Below are 21526 nucleotides of genomic sequence, written 5' to 3'. Positions count from 1 at the left end.
ATTGTTGCCGACCGGTTTACGCGTCGGCTAGTTGCAGGTCATGTGCTTCCGCGGGGGCGGCCGCGGGGCGCCGGCCGGGCAGCCAGAGCACCGCCACCAGGACGCCGAGCAGGGCGAAGACGGTCGAACCGACGGCCGCGTAGTGCATCGCCGTGACGAAGGCGCTGTCGGCGCCGGCCAGCAGCGCGGGCGCGGCCGGTCCGGCCTGCCCGGCCACCGCGTAGGCGCCGGCGATCGACTCGTGGGCCACGTCGGCGGCGGCGTCCGGCAGCCCGGCCGGGGTGGTCAGGTGATCGCGGTAGACCGAGGAGACGACCGCGCCGAGGACCGCCACGCCGAGCGCGCCGCCGAGCTGGCGGATCGTGTTGCTGACCGCCGAGCCGACGCCGGCCTTCTCCCGGGGCAGCGCCGACATGATCGCCTCGGTGGCCGGCGGCATGACGTTGGCCATGCCCACGCCCTGGACGAAGAACGCCAGCGCGACCAGCGCGATCGGGGTGTCCACGCCGATGAACAGCCACAGGCTGAGAGCGGCCGAGACCAGCAGCAGGCCGACGGTGCTGACCGCCTTCGGGCCGAACCGCTTGACCAGCGAGGAACTGGCCGGCGCGAAGATCATCTGACCGAGCGCGAACGGCACGAACAGCGCGCCCGACGCGAGCGGACCGTACCCGCGGACCATCTGGAGGTAGAAGGCGCCGAAGAACATCGACCCCATCGCCGCGAAGAAGACCAGCCCGATGATGCCGGTCGACGCGGAGAACTGCCGGTTGGTGAAGAGGCGCACGTCCAGCGACGGGAAGGTGATCCGGCGCTCGTAGAGCACGAATCCGGCCAGGACGAGCAGGCCGGCGGTGAGGGTGGACCAGGCCGCCGTCTCGCCGAAGCCGTCCTCGCCGCCCTTGATCACGCCGTAGGTGATGAGGGTGAGGCCGACGATCGACAGGATCACGCCGAGCACGTCGATGCGGCCCGGCTTCGGGTCACGCGACTCCGGCACGAGCACGGCCACCAGGACCAGGCCGATCACCACGATGGGCACGTTGATCAGGAAGACCGAACCCCACCAGAAGTGTTCGAGCAGCAGGCCGCCGAGGACCGGGCCGATCGCGACGGCCAGGCCGACGGCTCCGGCCCAGACGCCGATGGCGCGCGGGCGCTCCAGCGGGTCGAAGACGTTGGCGATGATCGACAGGGTGGCCGGCATGACGGCCGCGGCGCCGAGGCCCATCACGGCGCGGGCCGCGATCAGCTGGTCGGGCGAGCTCGCGTACGCCGAGATGAGCGACGCGACACCGAAGATCACCAGGCCGGCGACCAGGCTGAGCCGGCGGCCGAGCCGGTCGGCCAGGATGCCGGCGGTGAAGAGGAGTCCGGCGAACACCAGGGTGTACGAGTTGATCGCCCATTCGAGTTCGCTCTGTGTGGCGCCGAGGCCCTTGTCCGGGTCGGCGATGGTGCGCATCGCGACGTTGAGCACCGTGTTGTCGAGCACGACCACCAGCAGGCTGATGACCAGCACACCGAGGATCGCCCATCGGCGGGGATGCCCGGTCTGGGGTTGAGCTTTGGTCATGTGCGGCCCCCGAAACCTTTTTCGAAACGGAACCGTTCCGTTTCCTATCGCCACGCTAGTCCCGCCTCCATCAAAACGGAACGGTCTCGTATCGAAAGTGTCGCCGGTCACGCAACCCTGGGGCGTCGCGCTGCCCACCGACAGCCGTACGGGGTCGGACGTTCCGCCGGTTCCACTGCGGACAATCGTCGGGTTTGATGGGGCGATGATGCCCGGCAGCCCCGAGCGCTTCACCCAGGACGTCGACCGGCGGATGGCCCTCGCCCGCGAGTGGGACGAACTGGTCGAACAGGTCCGCGCCATCGAGGGTTTCGAGGACTTCCTGCGCCCGCCGAGGCTGGAGACCCTGCTCCCGGCCGCGTCCGGCGGCCCCGTCGTGATCATCAACGTGAGCCGCTGGCGCTGCGACGCCCTGATCGTGCACGAGACCGAGGTCACCACGATCCCCCTGCCGGACCTCACCCAGAACATCGTCGGCGAGCGCGTCGAGGCGTACCTGGAGGCGGTCGGCGACCGTCAGCTCCGGGTGCTGCGCGGCGACCATCGGGACCCCCGGGACCTGGTCGTCGAAGGCGCGACCGACGACGTCGAATCCCTCCTGGACGACTGCCTGCGCTGGATGTGGGAGTCGTTCGCCCGGCCCGTGCTCGACCATCTCGGCCACACGGCGCCCCCGCCCGCCGACGGGGAGTGGCCACGCGTCTGGTGGTGCCCGACCGGCCCGCTCACCCTGCTGCCGATCCACGCGGCCGGCGACCACGCCACACCCGGAGCGGCCGTCATCGACCGGGTCATCTCGTCGTACACGCCGACGCTGCGCGCCCTCGTCGAAGCCCGCCGCCCCCAGCCGGACGCCGAGGCCGGCGCCGCGCGGATGCTCTTCGTCGGCATGCCGGAAACCGAGGGCCAGGCCTCCCTGCCGAACGTCCGCGTCGAGGAACGCCTGGTCGCACGCCTGTTCGGCGACAACCGCACCGAGCTGATCGGCTCCCACGCCACCCGCGACGACGTGCTGCGCGAGATGCGCGGCCACCGCTGGGCCCACTTCGCCTGCCACGGCGAACAGAACCTGGCCGACCCGTCCCACGGCGGCGTCCTGGTCCACGACGGCATGCTCACCGTCACCGACCTGAGCGCCCAGCAGCATCGCGGCGACTTCGCCTACCTGTCCGGCTGCAAGACCGCGGTCGGCGGTGTCACCCTCCCCGACGAGGCGATCACCCTGGCCGCGGCCCTGCACTACACCGGCTTCCGGCACGTCGTGGCCACCCTGTGGTCGGTCCTGGACGCCGAAGCCGCCCAGGTAGCCGAACGCGTCTACGAACGCCTCGCCCACAACGGCGTCCTCGACGCCGACCGCGCCGCCGAGGCCCTGCACCACGCGGTCCGCGAACTCCGCCGCGACCACCCCGACCAGCCCAGCGTCTGGACCCCTTTCTCACACACAGGCCCATAACCCTTTCCGGTACGGGCAAAGGCCGCCCCCGAAAAATCCTGACCGCCCCGCGGCTCCCCGCGAGCTCCCTGCCACTCCAGCCCGTGCCGCGCCCGCCGGGCTGAGATCGGTGGCCCGGCAACCCAGCGTGGTCACGGCGAGCTCCGGCGCCCGCTTCTGCTGCCGCTCACGCTGATCAGTGACCGCGCCCAGCTCACCAGCCACCCGGGCTGTCCACTCCCTGACGTAGCGCCGTCCCACTTGGTCCTCGTCCACAGACCCACAGCCCAGACCGGCTCACACGCCGCCGCTACCGTGTCCGCCCACCCGGCCGGTGACCCCGACACGTGCACACGCACAGGCCTTCGTGCGCGCCGGCCCCTCGGACGTCGCCCACAGCATTCACAGCCGAGGTGAACAGACACGCCGACAGCTACATCACCTATGTACTGGACACCGTCAACCTCGTCGTCTGCACTGAACACCGTCAACCCCGTCGTCAACATGTTGATGCGGTTGTCGTCAACTCAAGGCGGGCGGCGTGGTGGTGCGGGACCACCGATCTGCGCCCGGTGGGCGCGGCAAAGGCTGGGGTGGCACGAAGCTCGCGTGGCTGGGCAGAACGGTCCTGATAGGAACGGGCGGCGTCACGCGTACCGGGAAAGACGCCGGAAGCGAGACGCGGACCTTGACCACGGGTGCTCGTGCGCCGCGAGCCGGCCTGTTTCGCGCGCTGTCCTTCAGGCGGCGGGCCGGTCCAGAGCCCGGCGAACCCGATTCAGCCGGGCGGCCAAATCGGGCGGCAGGTTCGGATGGCGGTCCCGGACGTCGGCACGGAGCTCGAGCAGTTGGGCCCAGAGGACCGACCGGCCCGCTTCCAGGCCGCTGATCGCCCCGGCCGGATCGGCGGTCACCTCGCGGGCCGCGAAATCGACAGCCTCGCGGGCCGAGAAATCTGCGGTCTCGCGGGCCGCGGAATCGGCGATCTCGCGGGCCGCGGAATCGGCGATCTCGCGGGCCGCGGAATCGGCGATCTCGCGGGCCGCGGAATCGGCGATCTCGCGGGCCGCGGAATCGGCGATCTCGCGGGCCGCGGAATCGGCGATCTCGCGGGCCGCGGAATCGGCGATCTCGCGGGCCGCGGAATCGGCGATCTCGCGGGCCGCGGAATCGGCGATCTCGCGGGCCGCGGAATCGGCGATCTCGCGGGCCGCGGAATCGGCGATCTCGCGGGCCGCGGAATCGGCGATCTCGCGGGCCGCGGAATCGGCGGTCAGTTCGCAGGCCGCGGCGTCGGCGGCGAGGCCGGGCCAGGCGGCGAGCCGGTGCCGCTGGTCTCCGCCGTCCAGCCCTCGCCAGGCGAGCAGGTCCAGCAGCGTCACCGCGGTCCGGTATCCCTCCGCCGCCAGCCGTGGATTTCCGGACGCGGCCGCCGTCTGACCCCAGCGGACGGCCGCGTCGAGACGATCGGTGACATGGGCGGCACCGGTCGAGGACGCCTCCCGCCAGTAGGAGACGGCGCCGCGTAGATCGCCAGAGCGGCCGGTCCGCTCGGCTCGGGCGGCAAGTGCCGCTCCGTAGGCGCTGAGCAGCAGGCCATGCCCGGGACGCCGGCCTCCGGTCCGGTCCAGAGCCTCGCCGAGCACCGCGATACCGGCCGCCAGATCGGTGGTGTCACCCCGGCTCCGGAAACGGTCGTACCGGGCGATGCCCTCAGCGGTCAACGCGGCGATCCGCCGGGGGTCGACGGCCGCGAGCCGTTGCGCCGCCGTTGCGGCGTGCCGGACCGCCGCGTCCAGATCAGCGGGATCTCCCCGTTCCTGCCAGCGTCGTCGCAGTACATGGCTCAGATTGACGAGCCAGCCCGCGGCCTGCTCCCTGTCGGCGGTACCACCGTGAGGAGACCTGCCGTCTCTGGCACCGCGATGAGAACCACCATCGTCATCCCCGCGGGAGGAACCACGATCACCACCACCGCGAGAGGAGGTGTCATCCTCCCCCCGTACGGGGTCGGCGTTCGCCCCCGGGTCCGGGCGCGCCCCCGGATCGGGGATCGCACCGGGATCAGGAGTCGCGCCCGGACCAGAAATCGCCCCGGATTCAGGCAGCGTCCCAGGACCAGGCACCGTCCCAGGACCAGGCACCGTCCCAGGACCAGGCGGCATCCCAGAATCTGGCACCGTCCCAGGACCAGGCGGCATCCCGGGACCAGGCAGCGTCCCAGGATCGGAGAGCGAGCCGGGAAGCACACCGGAGCCGGAGAGGGGCGTCAGGTCGGGGAGCGCCGCCTCTTCGAGGAGGCGGACCGCCTCGTCCAGATCGTCCGCGGAGCCGGTGCGGTCGTGGCGGCCGAGTAGGCAGGAGCCCAGTTCGGCGGTGACCACGGCCCGCCGCGGGTCGTCGCTGGACAGCAGTGCCCGCGCTTTCCGTAGGGCCGCCACGGCGTCGCGGAGGTCCGCGGCCGCACCAAGTCGCGCGAACCGTACCGCCCGGGCGGTCGCCAGGTTGACCAGTATGCCCGGGTATTCGGCCCCGACCAGATCGGGGCGTTGCAGGGCGGCCGCGGTCTCGGTGACGGCCCGGTCGAGGTCTTCGTCGGCACCGGACAGGTCGAACCGGGCGCGGAACACGGCGGCCCGGTCGGCGATGTACAGCGGCCACCGCGCCGACGACGGTTCGGTGGCGGCGATCGCACGATCCAGCAGGTCGAGGGCGGTGTCGAGGTCCTCGGCCGACCCGGTGCGCTCGCCCCGGCAGCGTAGGACCGTCCCGAGCGTGCCCATGATCATCGGCTGTTCCGGGTGCTCGTCCGGCGAGGCGTCCAGCGCCTGTTCGGCGGCCCGTGCCGCGTCCTCCAGGTCGCGCATGCCGCCGTCCTGTTCGAAGCGGGCCCACAGCGCGGAAGCCAGATTGTTCAGATGGGACGCACGGTCCCCACCCGGTTTCGGCACCGCGGCCACCGCCTGCCGGCACACCGTCACGGCCTCGTCGATGTCGGCGACCGACCCGCTGATCAGGTGCCGCAGCCGCAGGAGAACCCCGAGTTGCGCCTGGCAGGAGGCAAGGAAGTCCTGGTCGGGAATCGGTACGGCGATCGAGAGACGGGCACTGAGCAGCGCCGCTTCCAGATCGTCCGGGTTGCCCCGGGCCTCGAACAGGTGCCGCAACGCCACCGCGAGCTGGTGGTGCAGGACCGCCCGGGTCTCCGCGTCCACGGTTCCGGCCGCGTCGACAGCGACCTGGCCGCATCGCACCGATTCGCGGAGCACGGCGATGTCCCCGGTCAGCTGGAACCGGCGCAGCAGCGCGTTTCCGCAGGCGGCGTGCAGTGGCGCCCACTGTGGAACGCCCGGCCCGAACATCCGCAGCACCTGTTCCAGCAGGTCGGTGGCCCGCTCATAGGCAGCCGGGTCGTCGTCCTCCATCGCCCGGGTGAGTTCCACGGCGGCGGCCCGTTGCAGCCGCTCCGCCTCGCCGGATCCGTGCCGCCACCCCATGCTCACCTCACCGCGCGACCGCCCGCTGACCAGCACAGCGTAGGGCCTGTCCGGTGCCCGACCCAGGAGCATGGCATGACCCGGTCAGCCTCTGAGGTCATCCGCTCGCCGCGGGGTTGACCGGCGAGGAGCCAGAACCGTCACCAGCGGTGTGCGACGTCCACAACGATGCGGGAGTGAGTGCCCGGACCGGCCAGAGTCGTGACTCGGAACGGAAGCCGGGCGCGCACACCGACGGCGAAGGTGGTGTACCCCTCGAAGGAGCCGCCGAAGACGACATCTCGCAGGGTGTCGTAGGACAGGACGTTGGCGACATGTTCACCGCTGGTCGCATCGAATGTCGATGCCGGCGCACGCAGGGTGACCCAGAGGTGCGATCCGCCCGCGGTATAGGGGACCAGATCCTCGCCCCGGCCTTCGGTCGGGACCTGATCGCTGTAACGCACCGAATAGCCGAGTGCGCTGCCGCCGAACTCGAAGACCACCCGGTCCCAACACTCGTGCCGGCCGGTCTCCGCAGTGAGCAGGAGAGCCGAACTGAGTGCGCCGGCGGTCTTCTCGCCGCTGCCCCAGGTGATGGCGCACGCGGGAGCCGATGCCAGACCGGCCCGAGCCTCCCCGGCTGCGGGGGCGGTGCCGCTATTGGCGGAAGAGGAGTCGGCGGCCACGGCGCCGCAGGCGGCAAGCGCCACGCCGAGGACCGCCGTGATCAGAGTTCTACCGACTGACGTTTGCATCAGGGCACCCCCAAGGAGAGTCGGGAAGCCGGTCACCGTCAACGTTAGGCCGGATTCTGACGGCCTCGACCGGTTCCGCGCGGAACGACTGCAGAAAACGACTACAGAAGTGGAACGGCGGGACGTCGAACACGGTCGGCACCGCGATCGGGGGCCTTGTCTTGAACCGCGCACCGCACCGGCCGGGAAGATTCGCCTACCGTTCGCGGAGGATCCGGGGAGCGCCGAAGTCGCGGTTGTCGATCAGGATCGTGGCACGGTCCTGAGGTGCGCACGCCGCGAAGTAGAGGCGCTGGCCCTCGACGTAGCGCCGCATGCCCGGGTGGTCCGGGTCGGGGCTGGTGCCGTCCCGGTCGGCCATGCGCCGGGCCGTCTCCTCGAAGGGGACGTCGAGGAAGATCGACAGATCCCAGACCGGTACGAGTTCGTCGCGGTGCAGGAACAAACCGTCCACGATGAGCACCGCGCCGGGGTCCGCGAGGCACGGCTCCCTGTCGAGAACGACATCGGTTTCCAGGTCGTGGGCTGCCGCCCGGTAGAGCCGGGACCCGCCCGGCCCGAAGGGCTCGAGGACGTCACGCCGGAAGCGCTCGTAGTCGTAGGAGTCCTCCCAGAAGCCCCGCGGCGAGTCACGGCCCTGCCGATGGCGAACAGCCCGCACGTGGTGGAAGTCGTCGAGCGACACCCGCACGACGGGCCGTCCGAGCTCACGAACCTGGGCGGCGAGTTCATCCGCGAACACGGTTTTGCCGGCCCCGTCGACGCCGTCGACACCGATGCGGGGCCCGCCGCCATCGTCAAGTTGGGTGATGCGGTCGGTGACGTGCCGGAGAGTGGCGTGCCGCGCGGCGGAGGTGGCCATCACACCAGTCTGCGGTGCCGATTCCCGGCGCTGCGGGCCTGCCGCCGGAGACGGGCCTGCCCGGCCACCGAGCTCAGCCCGGCGGGCGCGTCGCGGGCTTGCGTTGCAGCGCCTCGCGTGGAGCCGGCGGGACGGGGTGGAATCGGCGGGGGCGGCGAACGCCGTACCAATCAAAGGGTTTCGCTGAAGACGAGTGGCACCTGGTTGTGGTGGATCACCCGGCTGAGGAGAGCGGCGACCGTGTCGCGTTCCTGGTCGGTCAGGGTGGCGGGGAGGTCGGCGACGCGGCGGCAGGTTTCGGTGTAGAAGCGGTCGGCGAGTTCGGCGCCGGTGGGGGTGAGGGTCACGCGGATGCCTCGCGGGTCGCGTGGGTCGGGCTCGCGGCGGACCAGGCCGTTACGTTCGGTGCGGTCGACGAGGCCGGTGAGGCTGGATTTGGCAAGGCCGAGAATGGTGCTCAATTCGCCCATCGCATAGGCCTGGGGCATCAGCACGCAGAGCAGCTGGCCCTGTTGCTGGGTGAGGCCGAACTCGCGGGCCGACTCGGCATAGACAGCGTTCACCAGGAACGCCGTGCGCACGAGTGCGGCGACGACCCCGATCTGATCCTCCGGCTTGGCCACCGGGGAAGCCTAGCGCAACCCTCGCAGTTCGTGCTACGAACTACGCATAGTTCGGAGTACGAACTACGACACGTGGAGGTAACCATGGGCAACGTCGTCTTCGGTTTCGGCGCGCACGACGGGATCGCCGACGGGCCGCAGTGGCTGCGCCTGACCGCGCAGGCGGACCGGGACGGGCTGGACCATTTCTCGCTGTCCGACCATCCGTATCTCGGTGGGCGGCTGGACGCGTACGCCGCGATCGGCATGGTCCTGGGACGCACCGAGCGGATCGCCGGATTCGCGAACGTCACCAATCTGCCGACCCGGCCGCCGGCGATGCTGGCCCGAACGGTCGGGACGCTCTCCGCCCTCTCCGGTGGCCGCGTCGTTCTCGGCATGGGCGCGGGCGGCCTGTGGGACCGGATCGCCGACATGGGTGTGCCGCGGTTGTCGGCGGGTGAGGCGGTGGAGGCGTTCGAGGAGGCGATCGTGCTCATCCGGCTGCTGTCCGGCGGTGGCGGCCCGGTCACCTTCGAGGGGAAGCACTACCGGGTGACCAATCTGGAGCCGGCTCCGGTCGAGGCGCCGAAGGTGTGGACCGGCTCGGTGGGCCGGAAGTCGCTGGCCGCGACCGGGCGGGTCGCCGACGGCTGGATCCCGGGTCACGCCGCCGATTGGCTGAGCGCCCGCTACCGGGAGTCACGGCCGGTGATCGACGAGGCCGCCGCCGCGGTGGGCCGGGACCCGTCCGAGGTCGCCACGATCTACAACGTGCCGGGGCGAATCACCGAACGGCCGCTGCCGGCCACCCGTGACGGTGACGGCCGCTGGCTCGGGGGTTCGTCCGCGCAGTGGGTGGAGGAACTGACCGGCGCGGTCGTCGAGCACGGTGCGGCCGGGTTCACGCTCTTCTCCCCCACCGGCGGCACGCCGGACGGTGTGACGCTGGGGCGCTGGGCGAACGAGGTGGCGCCGGCCGTCCGGGCGGCGGTCAGTCTCGGCGGTCGATCCGCGGCTCCCGTTCCAGGTCGGTGAGCAGGGTGCGCAGCTCGTCGAGGCGCTGGCTCACCCTGTGCGACGGCGGGCCGGCATGAGCCGGCCCGCCGTCGGGTCAGTGGACGGGTGCGCTGAACGGGGCCACCGTGATCTTGTCGATGACCGGGGCGTACTTGGAGCGCAGCAGCACATCCGGCCAGGTGTCGGAGGCGTAGGTCGTACCGTCGAAGTTCGGCAGTTCCTCGGACGAGAACGCGATGGTGTTCGCGCCGCGTTTGAGGACGACCGGGATGGTCAGCTCCCAGAAGTTGTTGTCGTGGAAGCTGTGCGGGAACAGTGTTCGTTTCGCCGGGCCGCCGTTGATCGCGATGTCGGCGGGCCGGGCGAGCGGGTCGGGGTTGTAGTGGGTGGCGACCGCCTGTTCCGGGTTGGCGTAGCGGACGCGCATGGCGTAGGTGCCGGGTTTCGCGGCGTTCACGGTGAAGGTGAGGATGTTGGCGTTGCCGGGTTCGCCACCGACGCCGGTGACCGCTGAACCGCCGCTGGCCAGGGATTTCGCGGTGACCGTGGCGGTGCCGGCGAGTTGCGCGGCTTCGGCCTCCAGGACGGTCGCCGGCAAGGCAGTCACGGCCTCGGTCTCCAGGGCGGTCGCGGGCAGGGCCGTCGCGGATCGGACGGCGAGGCGGTCGATGGCCGTACCTCTCGCCTTGCCCTTGATCTTGACTTTGTTGATGCCGCCGGAGAGGGAGACGGCCGTCGACCGGGATCCGCCGACCGCGATGCCGTTGACCTCGATCTCCACGGAGCCGCCGGTGACTCCGGCGTCGAGGACGGCCGCGGCGTCGGCCTCCGAGTACACCCAGAAGGTGGCGGTGCCGCCGCGGCCCAGGTCGGCGACGCCCGATCCGGAGGTTTTCCGGCCCGCGTAGACCGGCTTCGCGCCGTCGGCGAGGGATGCCAGCTCCGCCTCGTACACGTCGGTCGCGGCGGCCGGATTCGGCAGCTCCAGGGTGATCCGGTCGATGATCGCGTCGCCCTTGGTGGCCTTCGTGCCGTCCAGGCTGCGCGCGGCCAGGGAGATGGTGTGCTCGCCGGCGGTCAGCCGCACCGTCGTGTCGGCGTGGTCCCAGACCACCCACTTGTAGCCGAGCGGCAGGAACACCTCCTGTTCGGCGGCGCCGTCGACACGCAGGAACACGTTGGTCGGCCCCTGCTCCTTGACGAGGTCGAACGTGTTGAGTGAATTGGCGAATACGCTCAAGTCGTAAAGACCGTCGGTGGGCACGGTGACGGTGAAGTCGAGTACGCCGTCGCTGCCGGTGCGCAGGCCGCCGACGTTGTAGGCGCCGGACGTGTAGAACTTCGAGACGTCGCGCGGCGAACCTTCCGGCCCGTTCTTGCTGTAGCCGCCGCCGGTGTAGGTGGCCGCCTCGGCCTCGAAGGAACCCTGCCAGGTGGTGGGCGAGGCCGCGGTCCGGTCACTCTCCCCGGCGGGGCTGAAGACGATCTCGTACGCGGAAGCCTCACTGAGCCGGTCGAACTCGAACGCGATCGCGCCGTCGGCGACCGCCACGTCCTTCTCGGCGAGCAGCCGCGGCTGGGCCGAGTCGCCGACCTGCCCGGTCCACGGGATCTCCCGGATCCAGGCGTGCACGGTCTTCCCGAAGTACTTCGGCACGTTGTCGAACCGGATGTAGCCGGCGCTGGTGGCCCCGCCGAAGATGACGCGGGCCTGCTTCTTCGCCTTGTCGAGGCCGGCCACCCCCTGGAGCGTGTAGTTCTGGCCGGGGTAGGGCGGCGTCACCTTGACGGTCTGGCCGGTCATGCTGCCGTAGGCGTTGTACAGCCACCACTGCCCGTTGCCGCGGTTGGCCTGCACCGCCGAGTCGGACAGGTTGCCGTCGATGTTCCAGTAGGCGATGTCGGCGTCGACCTTGGACTCCTCGATCGACGAGATCCACTGGATCATCTGGCCGGGCACGCTGGTGTGGTAGTTGAACGCGTACTCGTTGATGTTGATCGGCAGTTTCCGGCCGGGCAGGATCTCGCTCTCCCAGGCGCGGTACTTCGCGACGCTGTCGCGGACCGCCTCCGGGTGGCTCAGCTCGTGCCAGGTGATCACGTCCGGTACGGTGCCGGCCTCGACGGTGTGCTCCAGGAAGCCCTTGACCTGCTCGAACAGGATGCTGGTGTTGGGGCCGGCGATCCGTGCGGACGGCATCTTCTGCTTGATGAGGCGGTAGAAGTCGTCCCAGGCGGCGAAGTAGTCGTCCGGGTCGCTGAGCCAGCTGACCCCGTTGTAGCTCCACTCGCCGGTGCCGAACATGTTGCCTTCGGGCTCGTTGAACGGCACGAAGACGATGTTGTCTTGATACACCTCGTCAAGGTTGAGAACTTGATCCACCTGTTGAGCGATCTTCTCGCGGTAGGTGGCGAGTTTCTCGACGGGTGTACCGCCCGGCCACTGGTAGGGAAAGCCGCGGTGGATGTCGGTCATGTAGATGTACACGTCGCCGTCGGTGCTGTCGGCGAGCGGCTTGACCACCTCGAGCGCGTCGGCGCCGGGGTGCTGAGGGCCGTCCTGCGCCTTGGTCGAGACGGTGCGCAGGCGCATGCCCTCGATCAGGTTGTCGCTGGGGACGCCGTCGGCGTACAGGCCGTAGAGGGTTCCGGAGGCGCCGCCGTGGAAGTCGCCGGTGGTGGCGGCCAGGTCGATGGTGAGCTCGCCCTCGCGGATCACGGTGACGGTGGCGGAGACCGGGGTGCCCGCCGCGGTTCCGGCAGCGGTGAAGGTGCCGCGCTGGGCGTACTTCGCCGGGTCGACCGGGTCCCAGGTGACCGGGACCTGCCGGTCGTAGCCGTCGGTGAAGTCGGCGGTGACCGACGCGGGCAGTGCGGGCGCGGTCCCGATGGTGGTCCGGATCTCGAACGTCGTCTGCGACAGCGCGGTCACCGTGGGGATCTCGGCGCCGAACTCGTCGGCGACCTGCGCCGCGGTGAGCGCCGAGCCGTAGACGCGGAAGTCGTCGACCGCGCCGTCGAACAGCGGGTCGGGATAGAAGGAGCGGCCGATGAAGCCGGCGCTGGTGGTGCTCGCGTCGATCAGGTCGGCCGCGGTCGCGGTGGTCGTCGCCGCAGCGACCGACACCCCGTCGAGGTACGTGGTGAGCCGTCCCCCGCCGAGGGTGACCGTGACCGTTTTCCAGGCGTTGGCGGGCAGCGCGGCCGAGCCGGTGACCTGTGCTTCGGCGCCGGCCCAGTCCTTGGTGGCGGCGGTGCGCAGCTTCCCGTCCCCGTTGTACGGCGTGCTGAACAGGTAGCGGCTGGTGTCCTTGCCGAGTGCGTAGATCCACTGCCAGGGCGCCGTGGTGCCGTCCCACTTGACGCGGGCGGAGACGGTCAGGTCGGTACGCCCCTCGAGCACCTTCCGCGGGATGGTGACGTAGGCGCCGTTCGAGGTCGGCGCCCCGCCGGGCAACTGGAGGGCGTGGCCGCCGTCGCGACCGTCGACCAGTGCCGCGGTGGCGCCGTTGACGAGGGTGCCGTCGAGGCCGTTGCCGGAGGTGTCGGTGACGACGCCGGTGGTGAGGTCGTCGGCGTCGAACTCGTAGGCGACGACGGGGTTCGGTACGTCGGCTGCCAGCGCGGGGATCGCCGGCAGGGTGGCGGTCAGCAGGCCTGCCGCGACCGCCGTGGACAGGCTTCTTCTTCCGGGCATGCGTTCTCCAACGCTGATGTGAGCGTTAACACGGGAGTCGTTTCGGCCAAGTTACGTGACCCAGCGATGCCCGTCAATGCCCTGAAGGAAAACGATTGCCTAACCGACACCGGCCCGGCGCGGGAGGGGTCAGACAGCGGTGGAGGCGCGCGGGACCAGGCGGCACGGGCGCGCCTGATGACCGTGCACCGGCTCGCCGTTGATCGCCGCGAGCAGCATCTCGGCGGCGGTCCGGCCGATTCCCTCCAGGTCCATGTCCACGCTGGTCAGGGCCGGCCGGGAGCCGTCCACCATGACGTCCCAGTTGTCGAAGCCGACCAGTGCGATGTCCCGCGGGATCTCCCGGCCGGCGTCGCGCAGCCCCTCGGCCAGGCCGCGGGCCACCTGGTCGCTGCCGCAGAACACCGCGTCCACATCGGCGCCGGTGGACAGCAGGATCCCGGCGGCCTGGCGGCCCCACGCCTCGCTCCACTCCCCGTACAGGACCGGGGTGGCCAGGTGGAGGCCCTCGGCGGCCAGGGTGTCGACCGCGCCGGCCGCCCGCATCTGTGCCGAGTGGTGGTGCTCCGGGCCGGTGACATGGGCGATCCGGCGCCGGCCGACCGCGAGCAGGTGCTGGATGGCGCGGCGGGCGCCGTCGGCCTCGTCCGGCACGACCGAGCAGTCCCGCCCGTCGGCCGAGCTGATGAACGCGTAGACGACGGGAACCGGCAGGTCACGGCCGATCGGCTGGCGGGCCTGAGTGCGCCGGCCGGTCACTATGATGCCGTCGACCTTGCGGCTGAGCAGGGTACGCAGGTAGTACTGCTCACGGATCGGGTCGTCGCGGGCGTCGCACAGGAACACCGACATCTGGCCCGCCCCGAGCGCGTCCTCGGCGCCGATGAGCAGCGGGATGCTGAACCGGCCGATGCTGTCGGTGGTGATCATCCCGACCGTGTAGGTGCGGCCGGTCTGCAGGCTGCGGGCCGCCGCGTTGGCGACGAATCCGAGCTGCTCGGCGGCCTGCTGAACACGTAACCGGGTCTCCGGGCGCAGAGCGCCGCGGCCGTTGAGCGCCTTCGACGCCGTACCCGTGGAAACCCCCGCGAGCGCGGCCACCTGGCTGATGGTGACGGCGCGATCCATGGTGCTCAGCGTTTCCTCCCCAGTTTCCTAGACGACGCCAGTGCGGCGCGTAATCCGACCGTAACTTGGTCTTGACATCGGGACAAGTGGCTCCCTAGCTTCTAGGCAATCGATTTCCTTGACATTGCCTACGAGCGTCCAAGGGGAACTCATATGACCACACTCCGCCTCCGCGTCGCGGCCGCGTTCGCCATCACAGCCTGCCTCGTGGCGGGTTGCTCGTCCTCCTCCGATTCCGGGGACACCGATGGCGAGGCCGGCGGCACCTACACCATCTGGGACCCGTACCCGCAGTTCGACGGCGGCTCGGACTGGGTGAAGCTGCTGACCAAGTGCGGCACCGACGCCGGCGTCACCGTCGAGCGCACCGGTTACGACACCACCGACCTGACCAACAAGGCGCTGCTCGCCGCCCAGCAGGGCAACTCGCCGGACGTGCTGATCGTCGACAACCCGGTGGTCTCCACGCTGGCCGATGCCGGGGTGCTGACCACCACCGACGAGGTCAAGGTGGACACCGCGGCGATCGAGCCGAACCTGCTGGCGGCCGGCCAGATCGGCGGGAAGACCTACGGCATCCCGATCGGCGCCAACACCCTCGCCTTGTACTACAACAAGGAAGTCCTGAGCAAGGCCGGCGTCGACCCGGCGGCGATCAAGGACTGGGCGGCGCTGACCGCGGCCCTGGAAAAGGTGAAGGCGTCCGGTAAGAAGGGCATCACCTTCTCGGCGATCGGCACCGAGGAGGGCAGCTTCCAGTTCCTGCCCTGGTTCTGGGGTTCCGGCGCCGACCTGACCCAGCTCGACTCGGCCCAGGGCATCGCCTCGCTGGAGTTGTGGAACGGCTGGGTGAAGAGCGGGTACGCGCCCAACTCGGTCCTCAACAACACCCAGACCACCAGCTGGCAGGAGTTCGCCACCGGCGACTTCGCGTTCAGCGAGAACGGCACCTGGCAGCTGGCCAACGCCAAGAAGACCGGCTTCGAGTACGGCATCATCCCGATCCCGTCGCAGGCCGGCGGCACCGCGCCCGCCCCGACCGGCGGCGAGTTCGTCACCGCCCCGGTGCAGGCCAAGACCGGCCGGTACGCGGTGACCGAGAAGCTGATCGCCTGCCTGACCAGCGCCGACAACGCCTACACCACGGACACCACACTCTCCTACATCGCGGCGACCGAGGCCGTGCAGCAGAAGCAGGTGGCCGCCAACGAGGAACTGAAGGTGTGGGTCGACGCGGTCAAGGCCGCCAAGGGCCGGACCAGTGACGACCTCGGCACCAAGTACCCGAAGATCTCCCAGCCGATGTGGACCGCCTTCCAGGCGGCGCTGAGCGGCTCGGCCTCCCCCGCCGACGCGCTCAAGACGGCGCAGACCACGGCCGCCGCAGCCACCAAGTGACGATGGCACACGACGTGATGACCCGCGCCTCCGCCGCCGCCTCCGCTCAAGCGAAGGCGGGGGCGGGGGCGCGGCCTCCCCGGCGGCGGCGCGGGGCCGGGCACTGGACGGCGTGGGCGTTCCTGGCGCCGGTCGTCGTCTACCTGGTCGCCTTCTACGCCTACCCGCTGTACCGCAACCTCGATCTGAGCCTGCGCCACTACACGGTCCGCTCGTTCGTGCAGGGCGACGCCCCGTTCTCCGGGCTGGACAACTACCGGACCGTGTTCGCCGATCCGACCTTCGGGCCGGCGTTGCTGCACACGCTGGTGTTCACGTTCGTGAGCATCGCGTTCCAGTTCGCCATCGGGCTGGCGCTGGCGGTGTTCTTCGCGCAGAACTTCAGGTTGTCGGCAACGTTGCGGGCTCTGTTCCTCGTCCCGTGGCTGCTGCCGTTGATCGTCAGCGCGTCGACATGGACGTGGATGCTCAACAGTGACTCCGGCATCGTCAACGCTGCACTTGAGTTGATCCATGTTGATCCGGTCAATTGGTTGACGTCGCCGGACTGGGCGTTGACCAGCGTCATCATCGCGAACGTCTGGATCGGCATCCCGTTCAACCTGGTCGTGCTGTACAGCGGCCTCCAGGCCATCCCGGCCGATGTGTACGAGGCGGCCGCCATCGACGGCGCGACCGGATGGCAGCGGTTCTGGCGGATCACGTTCCCGCTGCTGCGGCCGGTCTCGGCGATCACGCTGCTGCTCGGTCTGGTCTACACGCTCAAGGTCTTCGACATCATCTGGATCATGACCAAGGGCGGTCCGGCGGACGCGTCGACGACGTTCGCGACCTGGTCCTACCGGCTCAGCTTCGGCAACCTGCTGCCCGAGTTCGGTCCGGGCGCGGCGGTCGGCAACCTGCTGATCATCATGGCGCTCTTCTTCGGCCTGCTCTACATCCGCTTCCAGAGGAGGCAGGCATGACCGCTCCCGCACCCCAGGGCCGCGGCCGAGAGCCCCGCGAGCAGGCATCCGGCGAACGCAACCCGGGCGGGCGAGCGTCGCGCGGGCATGCGGCCGGGCGATGGAAACGGCACGCCAAGACCGGGCTCGGGCTGTTCTTCACGGCGGTCATGCTGTTCCCGATCTACTGGATGATCAACGTGTCGCTCACCAAGGACACCGACATGCGGGCCGACCCACCGCACCTGCTCCCCCTCGACGGGACGCTGGAGGGATACCGCGCCGTCATCGAGCAGCAGATGCCGTACCTCGGAACGAGTTTGATCGTGGGTCTCGGCACGGTGGCCCTGACCCTCGCGCTCTCCGCGCCCGCCGGTTTCGCCCTGGCGAAGCTGCGCCCGAAGGGCGGCGGCGCACTCAGCTTCGTGTTGCTGATCGCCCAGATGATCCCGGGAATCATCATGGCGATGGGTTTCTACGCCATCTATCTGCGGCTCGGCGTGCTCAACACGGTGCCCGGCCTGATCCTGGCGGACTCCACCATCGCGGTCCCGTTCGGCGTGCTGATCTTCACGGCGTTCATGTCCGGCATCCCCGACGAGCTGATCAACGCGGCGCTGATCGACGGCGCGAGCCGGTGGCGCACCTTCGTCTCGGTGATCCTGCCGGTGTCACGCAACGCGATCGTCACGGTGTCACTCTTCGCGTTCCTGTGGGCGTGGTCGGACTTCGTCTTCGCCAGCACTCTCGACGGCGGCGGTGACGCCCAGCCGATCACCCTCGGCATCTACCAGTACATCGGCAACAACAACCAGCAGTGGAACGCGATCATGGCGACCGCCGTGGTCGCCTCCATCCCCGCAACGCTGCTGCTCATCATCGCCCAGCGTTACGTCGCGGCCGGCGTCACCGCCGGCGCAGTCAAGGACTGAGGAACCACATGTCTGCACTCCAGGGCCCCGTCGTGCCCACGCCCGATGCCCTCGCCGCGCTCCGGCCGCTGCCCGCCGACGCGGTGCGGCTCACCCCGGACGGTCTGCTCGGCGCCTGGCAGGAACGCAACGCGGCGTCCACATTGCCGCACTGCGTCACCCGGCTGTCCACCCACGGCAACCTGGACAATCTGCGCCGGGTCACCGGGGATTCCGACACCGCGTTCACGGGTTTCTGGTTCGCCGACACCGATGTGCACAAGACGCTCGAGGCGGCGTTCTGGTCGGGCAGCCAACCGGCCTTCGTGGAGGAGGCCGCCGCCCTGCTGGAGAAGGCCCAGGACGCGGACGGCTACCTGGACTCCTACTACCAGGATCCGGAGCACCGGTCCCGGCAGTGGACGGAGCTGCACTTCAGCCACGAGATGTACACGGCCGGCCATCTGATCCAGGCGGCGGTCGCCGCGGCACGTTCCGCGCCCGGCGATCCGGTGGCCCAGCAGGTCGTCTCGGTCGCGCGCCGTTTCGCCGATCTTCTGGTGCAACGGTACGGGCAATCGCGCGAGACCGACGGCCATCCGGAGATCGAGACCGCCCTCGCCGAGTTGTACCGGGTGACCGGGCACCGCCCGTACCTCGATCTGGCCGCCCGTTTCCTCGACAACCGTGGCCACGAGGTGCTGGGGCCGGGCCGGTTCGGGCCGGCCTACTACCAGGACCACCAACCGCTGCGCGACACCGAGGAGGTGACCGGCCACGTGGTCCGGCAGCTCTACCTGCTGGCCGGCGCGGTCGACGTGGCCGTGGAGACCGGTGACCGGGAGCTGCTGGCGGTCGCCGAGCGGCTGTGGGACTCGGCGCTGGACAGCCGCACCTACATCACCGGCGGGCAGGGTTCCCGGCACCGGGACGAGGCCTACGGCGACGCCTACGAGCTGCCGCCGGACCGTGCCTACGCCGAGACCTGCGCCGCGATCGCGAGTTTCCAGCTCGGCTGGCGGCTGCTGCTCGCCACCGGCAAGGTGAAGTACGCCGACGAGATGGAGCGGGTGCTCTACAACGCGATCGCCGCGAGCACCGCCGTCGACGGGACCGCGTTCTTCTACTCCACCCCGTTGCAGCGCCGCACCGGCCACGACGGCGGCGGGGAGAACGCGCCCGGTCACCGTCTGGACTGGTACGAGTGCGCCTGCTGCCCGCCGAACCTGGCCCGGCTGATGGCGTCCCTGCACACCTACGCCGCCACCGGTGACGACAACGGTCTTCAACTGCACCTCTACGCCGACGGCACGGTGTCGGCGGGCGGGCACGCGGTCACCGTGGAGACCCGGTACCCGTGGGACGAGCAGATCACCGTCACCGTCACCTCGCCGTCCGACCAGCCGTGGACGCTGTCGCTGCGGATCCCGGCCTGGTGCCCGGACGCCCGGCTCGCCGTCAACGGCACCCCGGCCCCGTCCCGTGACCAGGTCAAGGACGGCTACCTGCGCCTGCACCGCATCTGGCATCCCGGCGACCGGATCGTGCTCACCCTGGCCATGCCGGTCCGCCTGGTCGCCGCGCACCCCCGGGTGGACGCCGTCCGCGGCACGGCCGCCCTGACCCGCGGCCCGCTCGTGCACTGCCTGGAACACGCCGACCTGCCCACGTCCGGGCCACTGGCCGGCGCCCTGTTCGAGGATCTGGAACTCGACCCGGCCGCCCCGGCCGCGGTCGCCTACCACGGCAGCGGCCTGGCGCCGGTCACGTTGCGGGTCGGGGTCCGTCTCCGAACGGCGTCCGGCGGCCCGCTCTACCGGGACCTGAACCGGACCGGACCGCCCCCGGCGGCGACCACCACGGTCACCGCCATCCCCTACTTCCTGTGGGCCAACCGCGAACCCGGCCCGATGCGGGTCTGGATCCCGCTGGCGCCACGGGAGGAGTAAACCGTCCCCTTCCCCCATCCACCGAGGTGAACCGTGCGCTACAGACCCGCAGTTCTCCTACTGGTCCTGGCCGGGCTGGCCGTCCCCAGCCCGGCACAGGCCGCCGGCAACACCCTCACCGTCAACGTCGGCACCGTCGTCCGGCCGGTCACCCATGTCGCCTCCGGCGGCCTGTACGCCGTGGACACCGGTACGAAACCGCCGCTGGAGCAGATGTACCCGCTCCGGCTCAACCACCTGACCCAGCCGCCGCCCGGCGTTCAGCAGCTCGGCAACGGCGCCACCACCCCCTGCTGCGACGGCGCGCTGGTCGCCGGGAAGGTCACCAGCGGCGGCGCCCAGCAGTTCTGGCGGCTGCCGGACATCTACAAGGACTTCCCGTACAAGTGGGTGAGCTGGACCGACTGGGAGTCCAAGGTCCGCACCATGGTGCAGACCCGGCTCAACGCCACGACCACCACCAACGTCGACGGCTACGAGCTGTGGAACGAACCCGACTGGACCTGGAACACCAGCGCCGCCGGGACGTTCAACGCGGGCTGGACCCGTACCCACAGGTTGATCCGCACGCTCGACACGGTGACCCCGATCGTCGGGCCCAGCCACTCGATCTACAACCACGACTGGATGGTCAGCTTCCTCACCAACGCCCGCGACACCGGCACCCTGCCCGACGTGATCGTCTGGCACGAGCTGGACAACGACAGCTACCTCAACGTGCAGGCGCACGTCGCCGACTACCGGGCGATCGAGTCGTCACTGGGCATCTCGGCGCGACCGATCTCGATCAACGAGTACGCCTCCCCGTCCCAGGTGGACATCCCGAGCGTGGCCGTGCACTACATGGCGGTCTTCGAGCGGCACGGCATCCGGTCGGCGGAGCGTGCCTACTGGTACGAGGCGGGCACCCTCAACGGCCTGCTGTACAACAACGCGCCGACCTCGTCGTACTGGACCTACAAGTGGTACGGCGACATGGCCGGCAACATCGTGCAGACCGTCCCCGGCTCGTGGCTGGAGGGTGTCGCCGCCTACGACAGCACCCGCAAGGTCGTGAACGTGGTGCTGGGCGGGGACAGCGGCGACAACACGGTCCGGGTCAACGGGCTGGGCGCGCTCGGCTCGCAGGTGCGGGTCACCCTGTCACGCAGCGGCACGACCGGCCGGACCACCAGCCAGAGCGCGCCGATCGCGGTGTCGTCGGCCACCTACACGGTGTCGAGCGGCAGCATCAGTGTGCCGGTGACCGGCATGCATGCATGGGATTCGTATCAACTGTTGATTACACCCACCTCGGGTGTGCCGACATGGCAGCAGCGGTACGAGGCGGAGAACGCCACTGTCGTCAACGCGAACCGGTTCTCGTCCGGCTCGGCGTCCAACGGCGGGTACGTCGGGCAGATCGACGGTTCGGCGAACCCCCGTAACCAGTCGTTCGTCGACTTCCTGGTCAACGTGCCGACAGCGCGGTCGTACACGATGACGATCGGGTACGCCAACGCGACCGGGGCGACGGCCACGCACGGGCTGGCGTACAACGGGGGCGGCTGGCAGACGATCAGCTACCCGCCGACCGCCGCGTGGGGTGTGTTCGGTTCGACGGTGAACGCCACGGTCACGCTGAAGGCGGGCTGGAACCTGATCCGCCTGGCCAAGGGCTCACCGAACCTGACGGCCGGCACGGGTTACGCCGAACTCGACTACATCAACCTCGCCTGACACTGTTTCTCCTGATCAGCCCATGGGTACTCCATCATGAAAGATCCACAC

General features: G+C 70.1%; 14 protein-coding genes. 7 read left to right on the top strand and 7 right to left on the bottom strand.

The window, feature by feature from the left end:
• Positions 1-16: 16 nt before the first annotated feature.
• Positions 17-1576: an MFS transporter gene (locus tag BJ964_RS27005; protein WP_188123293.1), complete on the bottom strand. Its 1560-nt coding sequence runs from the start codon at positions 1574-1576 to the stop codon at positions 17-19.
• Between the two features lie 205 nt (positions 1577-1781).
• Here BJ964_RS27005 and BJ964_RS27000 point away from each other — a divergent pair, with 205 nt between their 5' ends.
• On the top strand, positions 1782-3032 hold the full coding sequence (locus BJ964_RS27000) for a CHAT domain-containing protein (protein ID WP_188123292.1): 1251 nt from the start codon (positions 1782-1784) through the stop codon (positions 3030-3032).
• 719 nt (positions 3033-3751) lie between these two features.
• On the opposite strand, the gene BJ964_RS26995 is transcribed toward BJ964_RS27000, so the two are convergent.
• The 4 genes from BJ964_RS26995 to BJ964_RS26980 all read right to left on the bottom strand — a co-directional run bounded on the left by BJ964_RS26995 (position 3752) and on the right by BJ964_RS26980 (position 8730).
• Complete coding sequence (locus tag BJ964_RS26995; RefSeq protein ID WP_188123291.1) at positions 3752-6508, bottom strand: tetratricopeptide repeat protein; 2757 nt, start codon at positions 6506-6508, stop codon at positions 3752-3754.
• A gap of 140 nt (positions 6509-6648) precedes the next feature.
• Entirely contained in the window at positions 6649-7200 is a 552-nt protein-coding gene (locus BJ964_RS26990) for an AMIN-like domain-containing (lipo)protein (protein ID WP_239163880.1), read from the bottom strand.
• Positions 7201-7441: 241 nt separating this feature from the next.
• The gene (locus BJ964_RS26985; protein WP_223149617.1) at positions 7442-8107 is read right to left on the bottom strand and encodes a nucleoside/nucleotide kinase family protein; all 666 of its coding nucleotides are present in this window, start codon (positions 8105-8107) and stop codon (positions 7442-7444) included.
• A 170-nt stretch (positions 8108-8277) separates the two neighbouring features.
• Positions 8278-8730 carry a MarR family winged helix-turn-helix transcriptional regulator gene (locus tag BJ964_RS26980; RefSeq protein ID WP_203832778.1) on the bottom strand — a complete coding sequence of 151 codons (453 nt, stop codon included), beginning with the start codon at positions 8728-8730 and terminating at the stop codon, positions 8278-8280.
• Positions 8731-8814: 84 nt separating this feature from the next.
• On the opposite strand from BJ964_RS26980, the gene BJ964_RS26975 reads away from it, so the two are divergent.
• A complete protein-coding gene (locus BJ964_RS26975) occupies positions 8815-9747 on the top strand; it encodes an LLM class flavin-dependent oxidoreductase (RefSeq protein ID WP_188123290.1) in 933 nt (310 codons plus the stop codon).
• A 76-nt stretch (positions 9748-9823) separates the two neighbouring features.
• On the opposite strand, the gene BJ964_RS26970 is transcribed toward BJ964_RS26975, so the two are convergent.
• Both BJ964_RS26970 and BJ964_RS26965 read right to left on the bottom strand, forming a co-directional pair.
• Complete coding sequence (locus BJ964_RS26970) at positions 9824-13426, bottom strand: LamG-like jellyroll fold domain-containing protein (protein WP_188123289.1); 3603 nt, start codon at positions 13424-13426, stop codon at positions 9824-9826.
• 129 nt (positions 13427-13555) lie between these two features.
• On the bottom strand, positions 13556-14554 hold the full coding sequence (locus tag BJ964_RS26965) for a LacI family DNA-binding transcriptional regulator (RefSeq protein WP_188123288.1): 999 nt from the start codon (positions 14552-14554) through the stop codon (positions 13556-13558).
• Between the two features lie 153 nt (positions 14555-14707).
• Between BJ964_RS26965 and BJ964_RS26960 the strand changes: the two genes are divergently transcribed.
• The 5 genes from BJ964_RS26960 (at position 14708) to BJ964_RS26940 (ending at position 21475) form a co-directional block, all read left to right on the top strand.
• Complete coding sequence (locus BJ964_RS26960) at positions 14708-15952, top strand: sugar ABC transporter substrate-binding protein (RefSeq protein ID WP_188123287.1); 1245 nt, start codon at positions 14708-14710, stop codon at positions 15950-15952.
• 2 nt (positions 15953-15954) lie between these two features.
• The gene (locus tag BJ964_RS26955; protein ID WP_188123286.1) at positions 15955-16917 is read left to right on the top strand and encodes a carbohydrate ABC transporter permease; all 963 of its coding nucleotides are present in this window, start codon (positions 15955-15957) and stop codon (positions 16915-16917) included.
• A gap of 149 nt (positions 16918-17066) precedes the next feature.
• A complete protein-coding gene (locus BJ964_RS26950; RefSeq protein WP_188127179.1) occupies positions 17067-17828 on the top strand; it encodes a carbohydrate ABC transporter permease in 762 nt (253 codons plus the stop codon).
• 8 nt (positions 17829-17836) lie between these two features.
• Positions 17837-19756, top strand: coding sequence for a glycoside hydrolase family 127 protein (locus BJ964_RS26945; protein WP_188123285.1), 1920 nt, complete (start codon positions 17837-17839; stop codon positions 19754-19756).
• Between the two features lie 33 nt (positions 19757-19789).
• A complete protein-coding gene (locus tag BJ964_RS26940; RefSeq protein ID WP_188123284.1) occupies positions 19790-21475 on the top strand; it encodes a carbohydrate-binding protein in 1686 nt (561 codons plus the stop codon).
• The last annotated feature ends 51 nt before the right edge of the window (positions 21476-21526 follow it).

The organism is Actinoplanes lobatus (genome assembly GCF_014205215.1).
GTDB lineage: Bacteria > Actinomycetota > Actinomycetes > Mycobacteriales > Micromonosporaceae > Actinoplanes > Actinoplanes lobatus.
The sequence above is the reverse complement of the archived record's forward strand: the minus strand, read 5'-3'. Positions and strand labels throughout refer to the sequence as shown.

Excerpts from the sequence above, each read along its gene's own strand:
- BJ964_RS27005 (WP_188123293.1), bottom strand. The coding sequence starts at position 1,576 with ATGACCAAAGCTCAACCCCAGACCGGGCATCCCCGCCGATGGGCGATC.
- BJ964_RS27000 (WP_188123292.1), top strand. The coding sequence starts at position 1,782 with ATGATGCCCGGCAGCCCCGAGCGCTTCACCCAGGACGTCGACCGGCGG.
- BJ964_RS26995 (WP_188123291.1), bottom strand. The coding sequence starts at position 6,508 with ATGGGGTGGCGGCACGGATCCGGCGAGGCGGAGCGGCTGCAACGGGCC.
- BJ964_RS26985 (WP_223149617.1), bottom strand. The coding sequence starts at position 8,107 with ATGGCCACCTCCGCCGCGCGGCACGCCACTCTCCGGCACGTCACCGAC.
- BJ964_RS26975 (WP_188123290.1), top strand. The coding sequence starts at position 8,815 with ATGGGCAACGTCGTCTTCGGTTTCGGCGCGCACGACGGGATCGCCGAC.
- BJ964_RS26970 (WP_188123289.1), bottom strand. The coding sequence starts at position 13,426 with ATGCCCGGAAGAAGAAGCCTGTCCACGGCGGTCGCGGCAGGCCTGCTG.
- BJ964_RS26965 (WP_188123288.1), bottom strand. The coding sequence starts at position 14,554 with ATGGATCGCGCCGTCACCATCAGCCAGGTGGCCGCGCTCGCGGGGGTT.
- BJ964_RS26960 (WP_188123287.1), top strand. The coding sequence starts at position 14,708 with ATGACCACACTCCGCCTCCGCGTCGCGGCCGCGTTCGCCATCACAGCC.
- BJ964_RS26955 (WP_188123286.1), top strand. The coding sequence starts at position 15,955 with ATGGCACACGACGTGATGACCCGCGCCTCCGCCGCCGCCTCCGCTCAA.
- BJ964_RS26950 (WP_188127179.1), top strand. The coding sequence starts at position 17,067 with ATGCTGTTCCCGATCTACTGGATGATCAACGTGTCGCTCACCAAGGAC.
- BJ964_RS26945 (WP_188123285.1), top strand. The coding sequence starts at position 17,837 with ATGTCTGCACTCCAGGGCCCCGTCGTGCCCACGCCCGATGCCCTCGCC.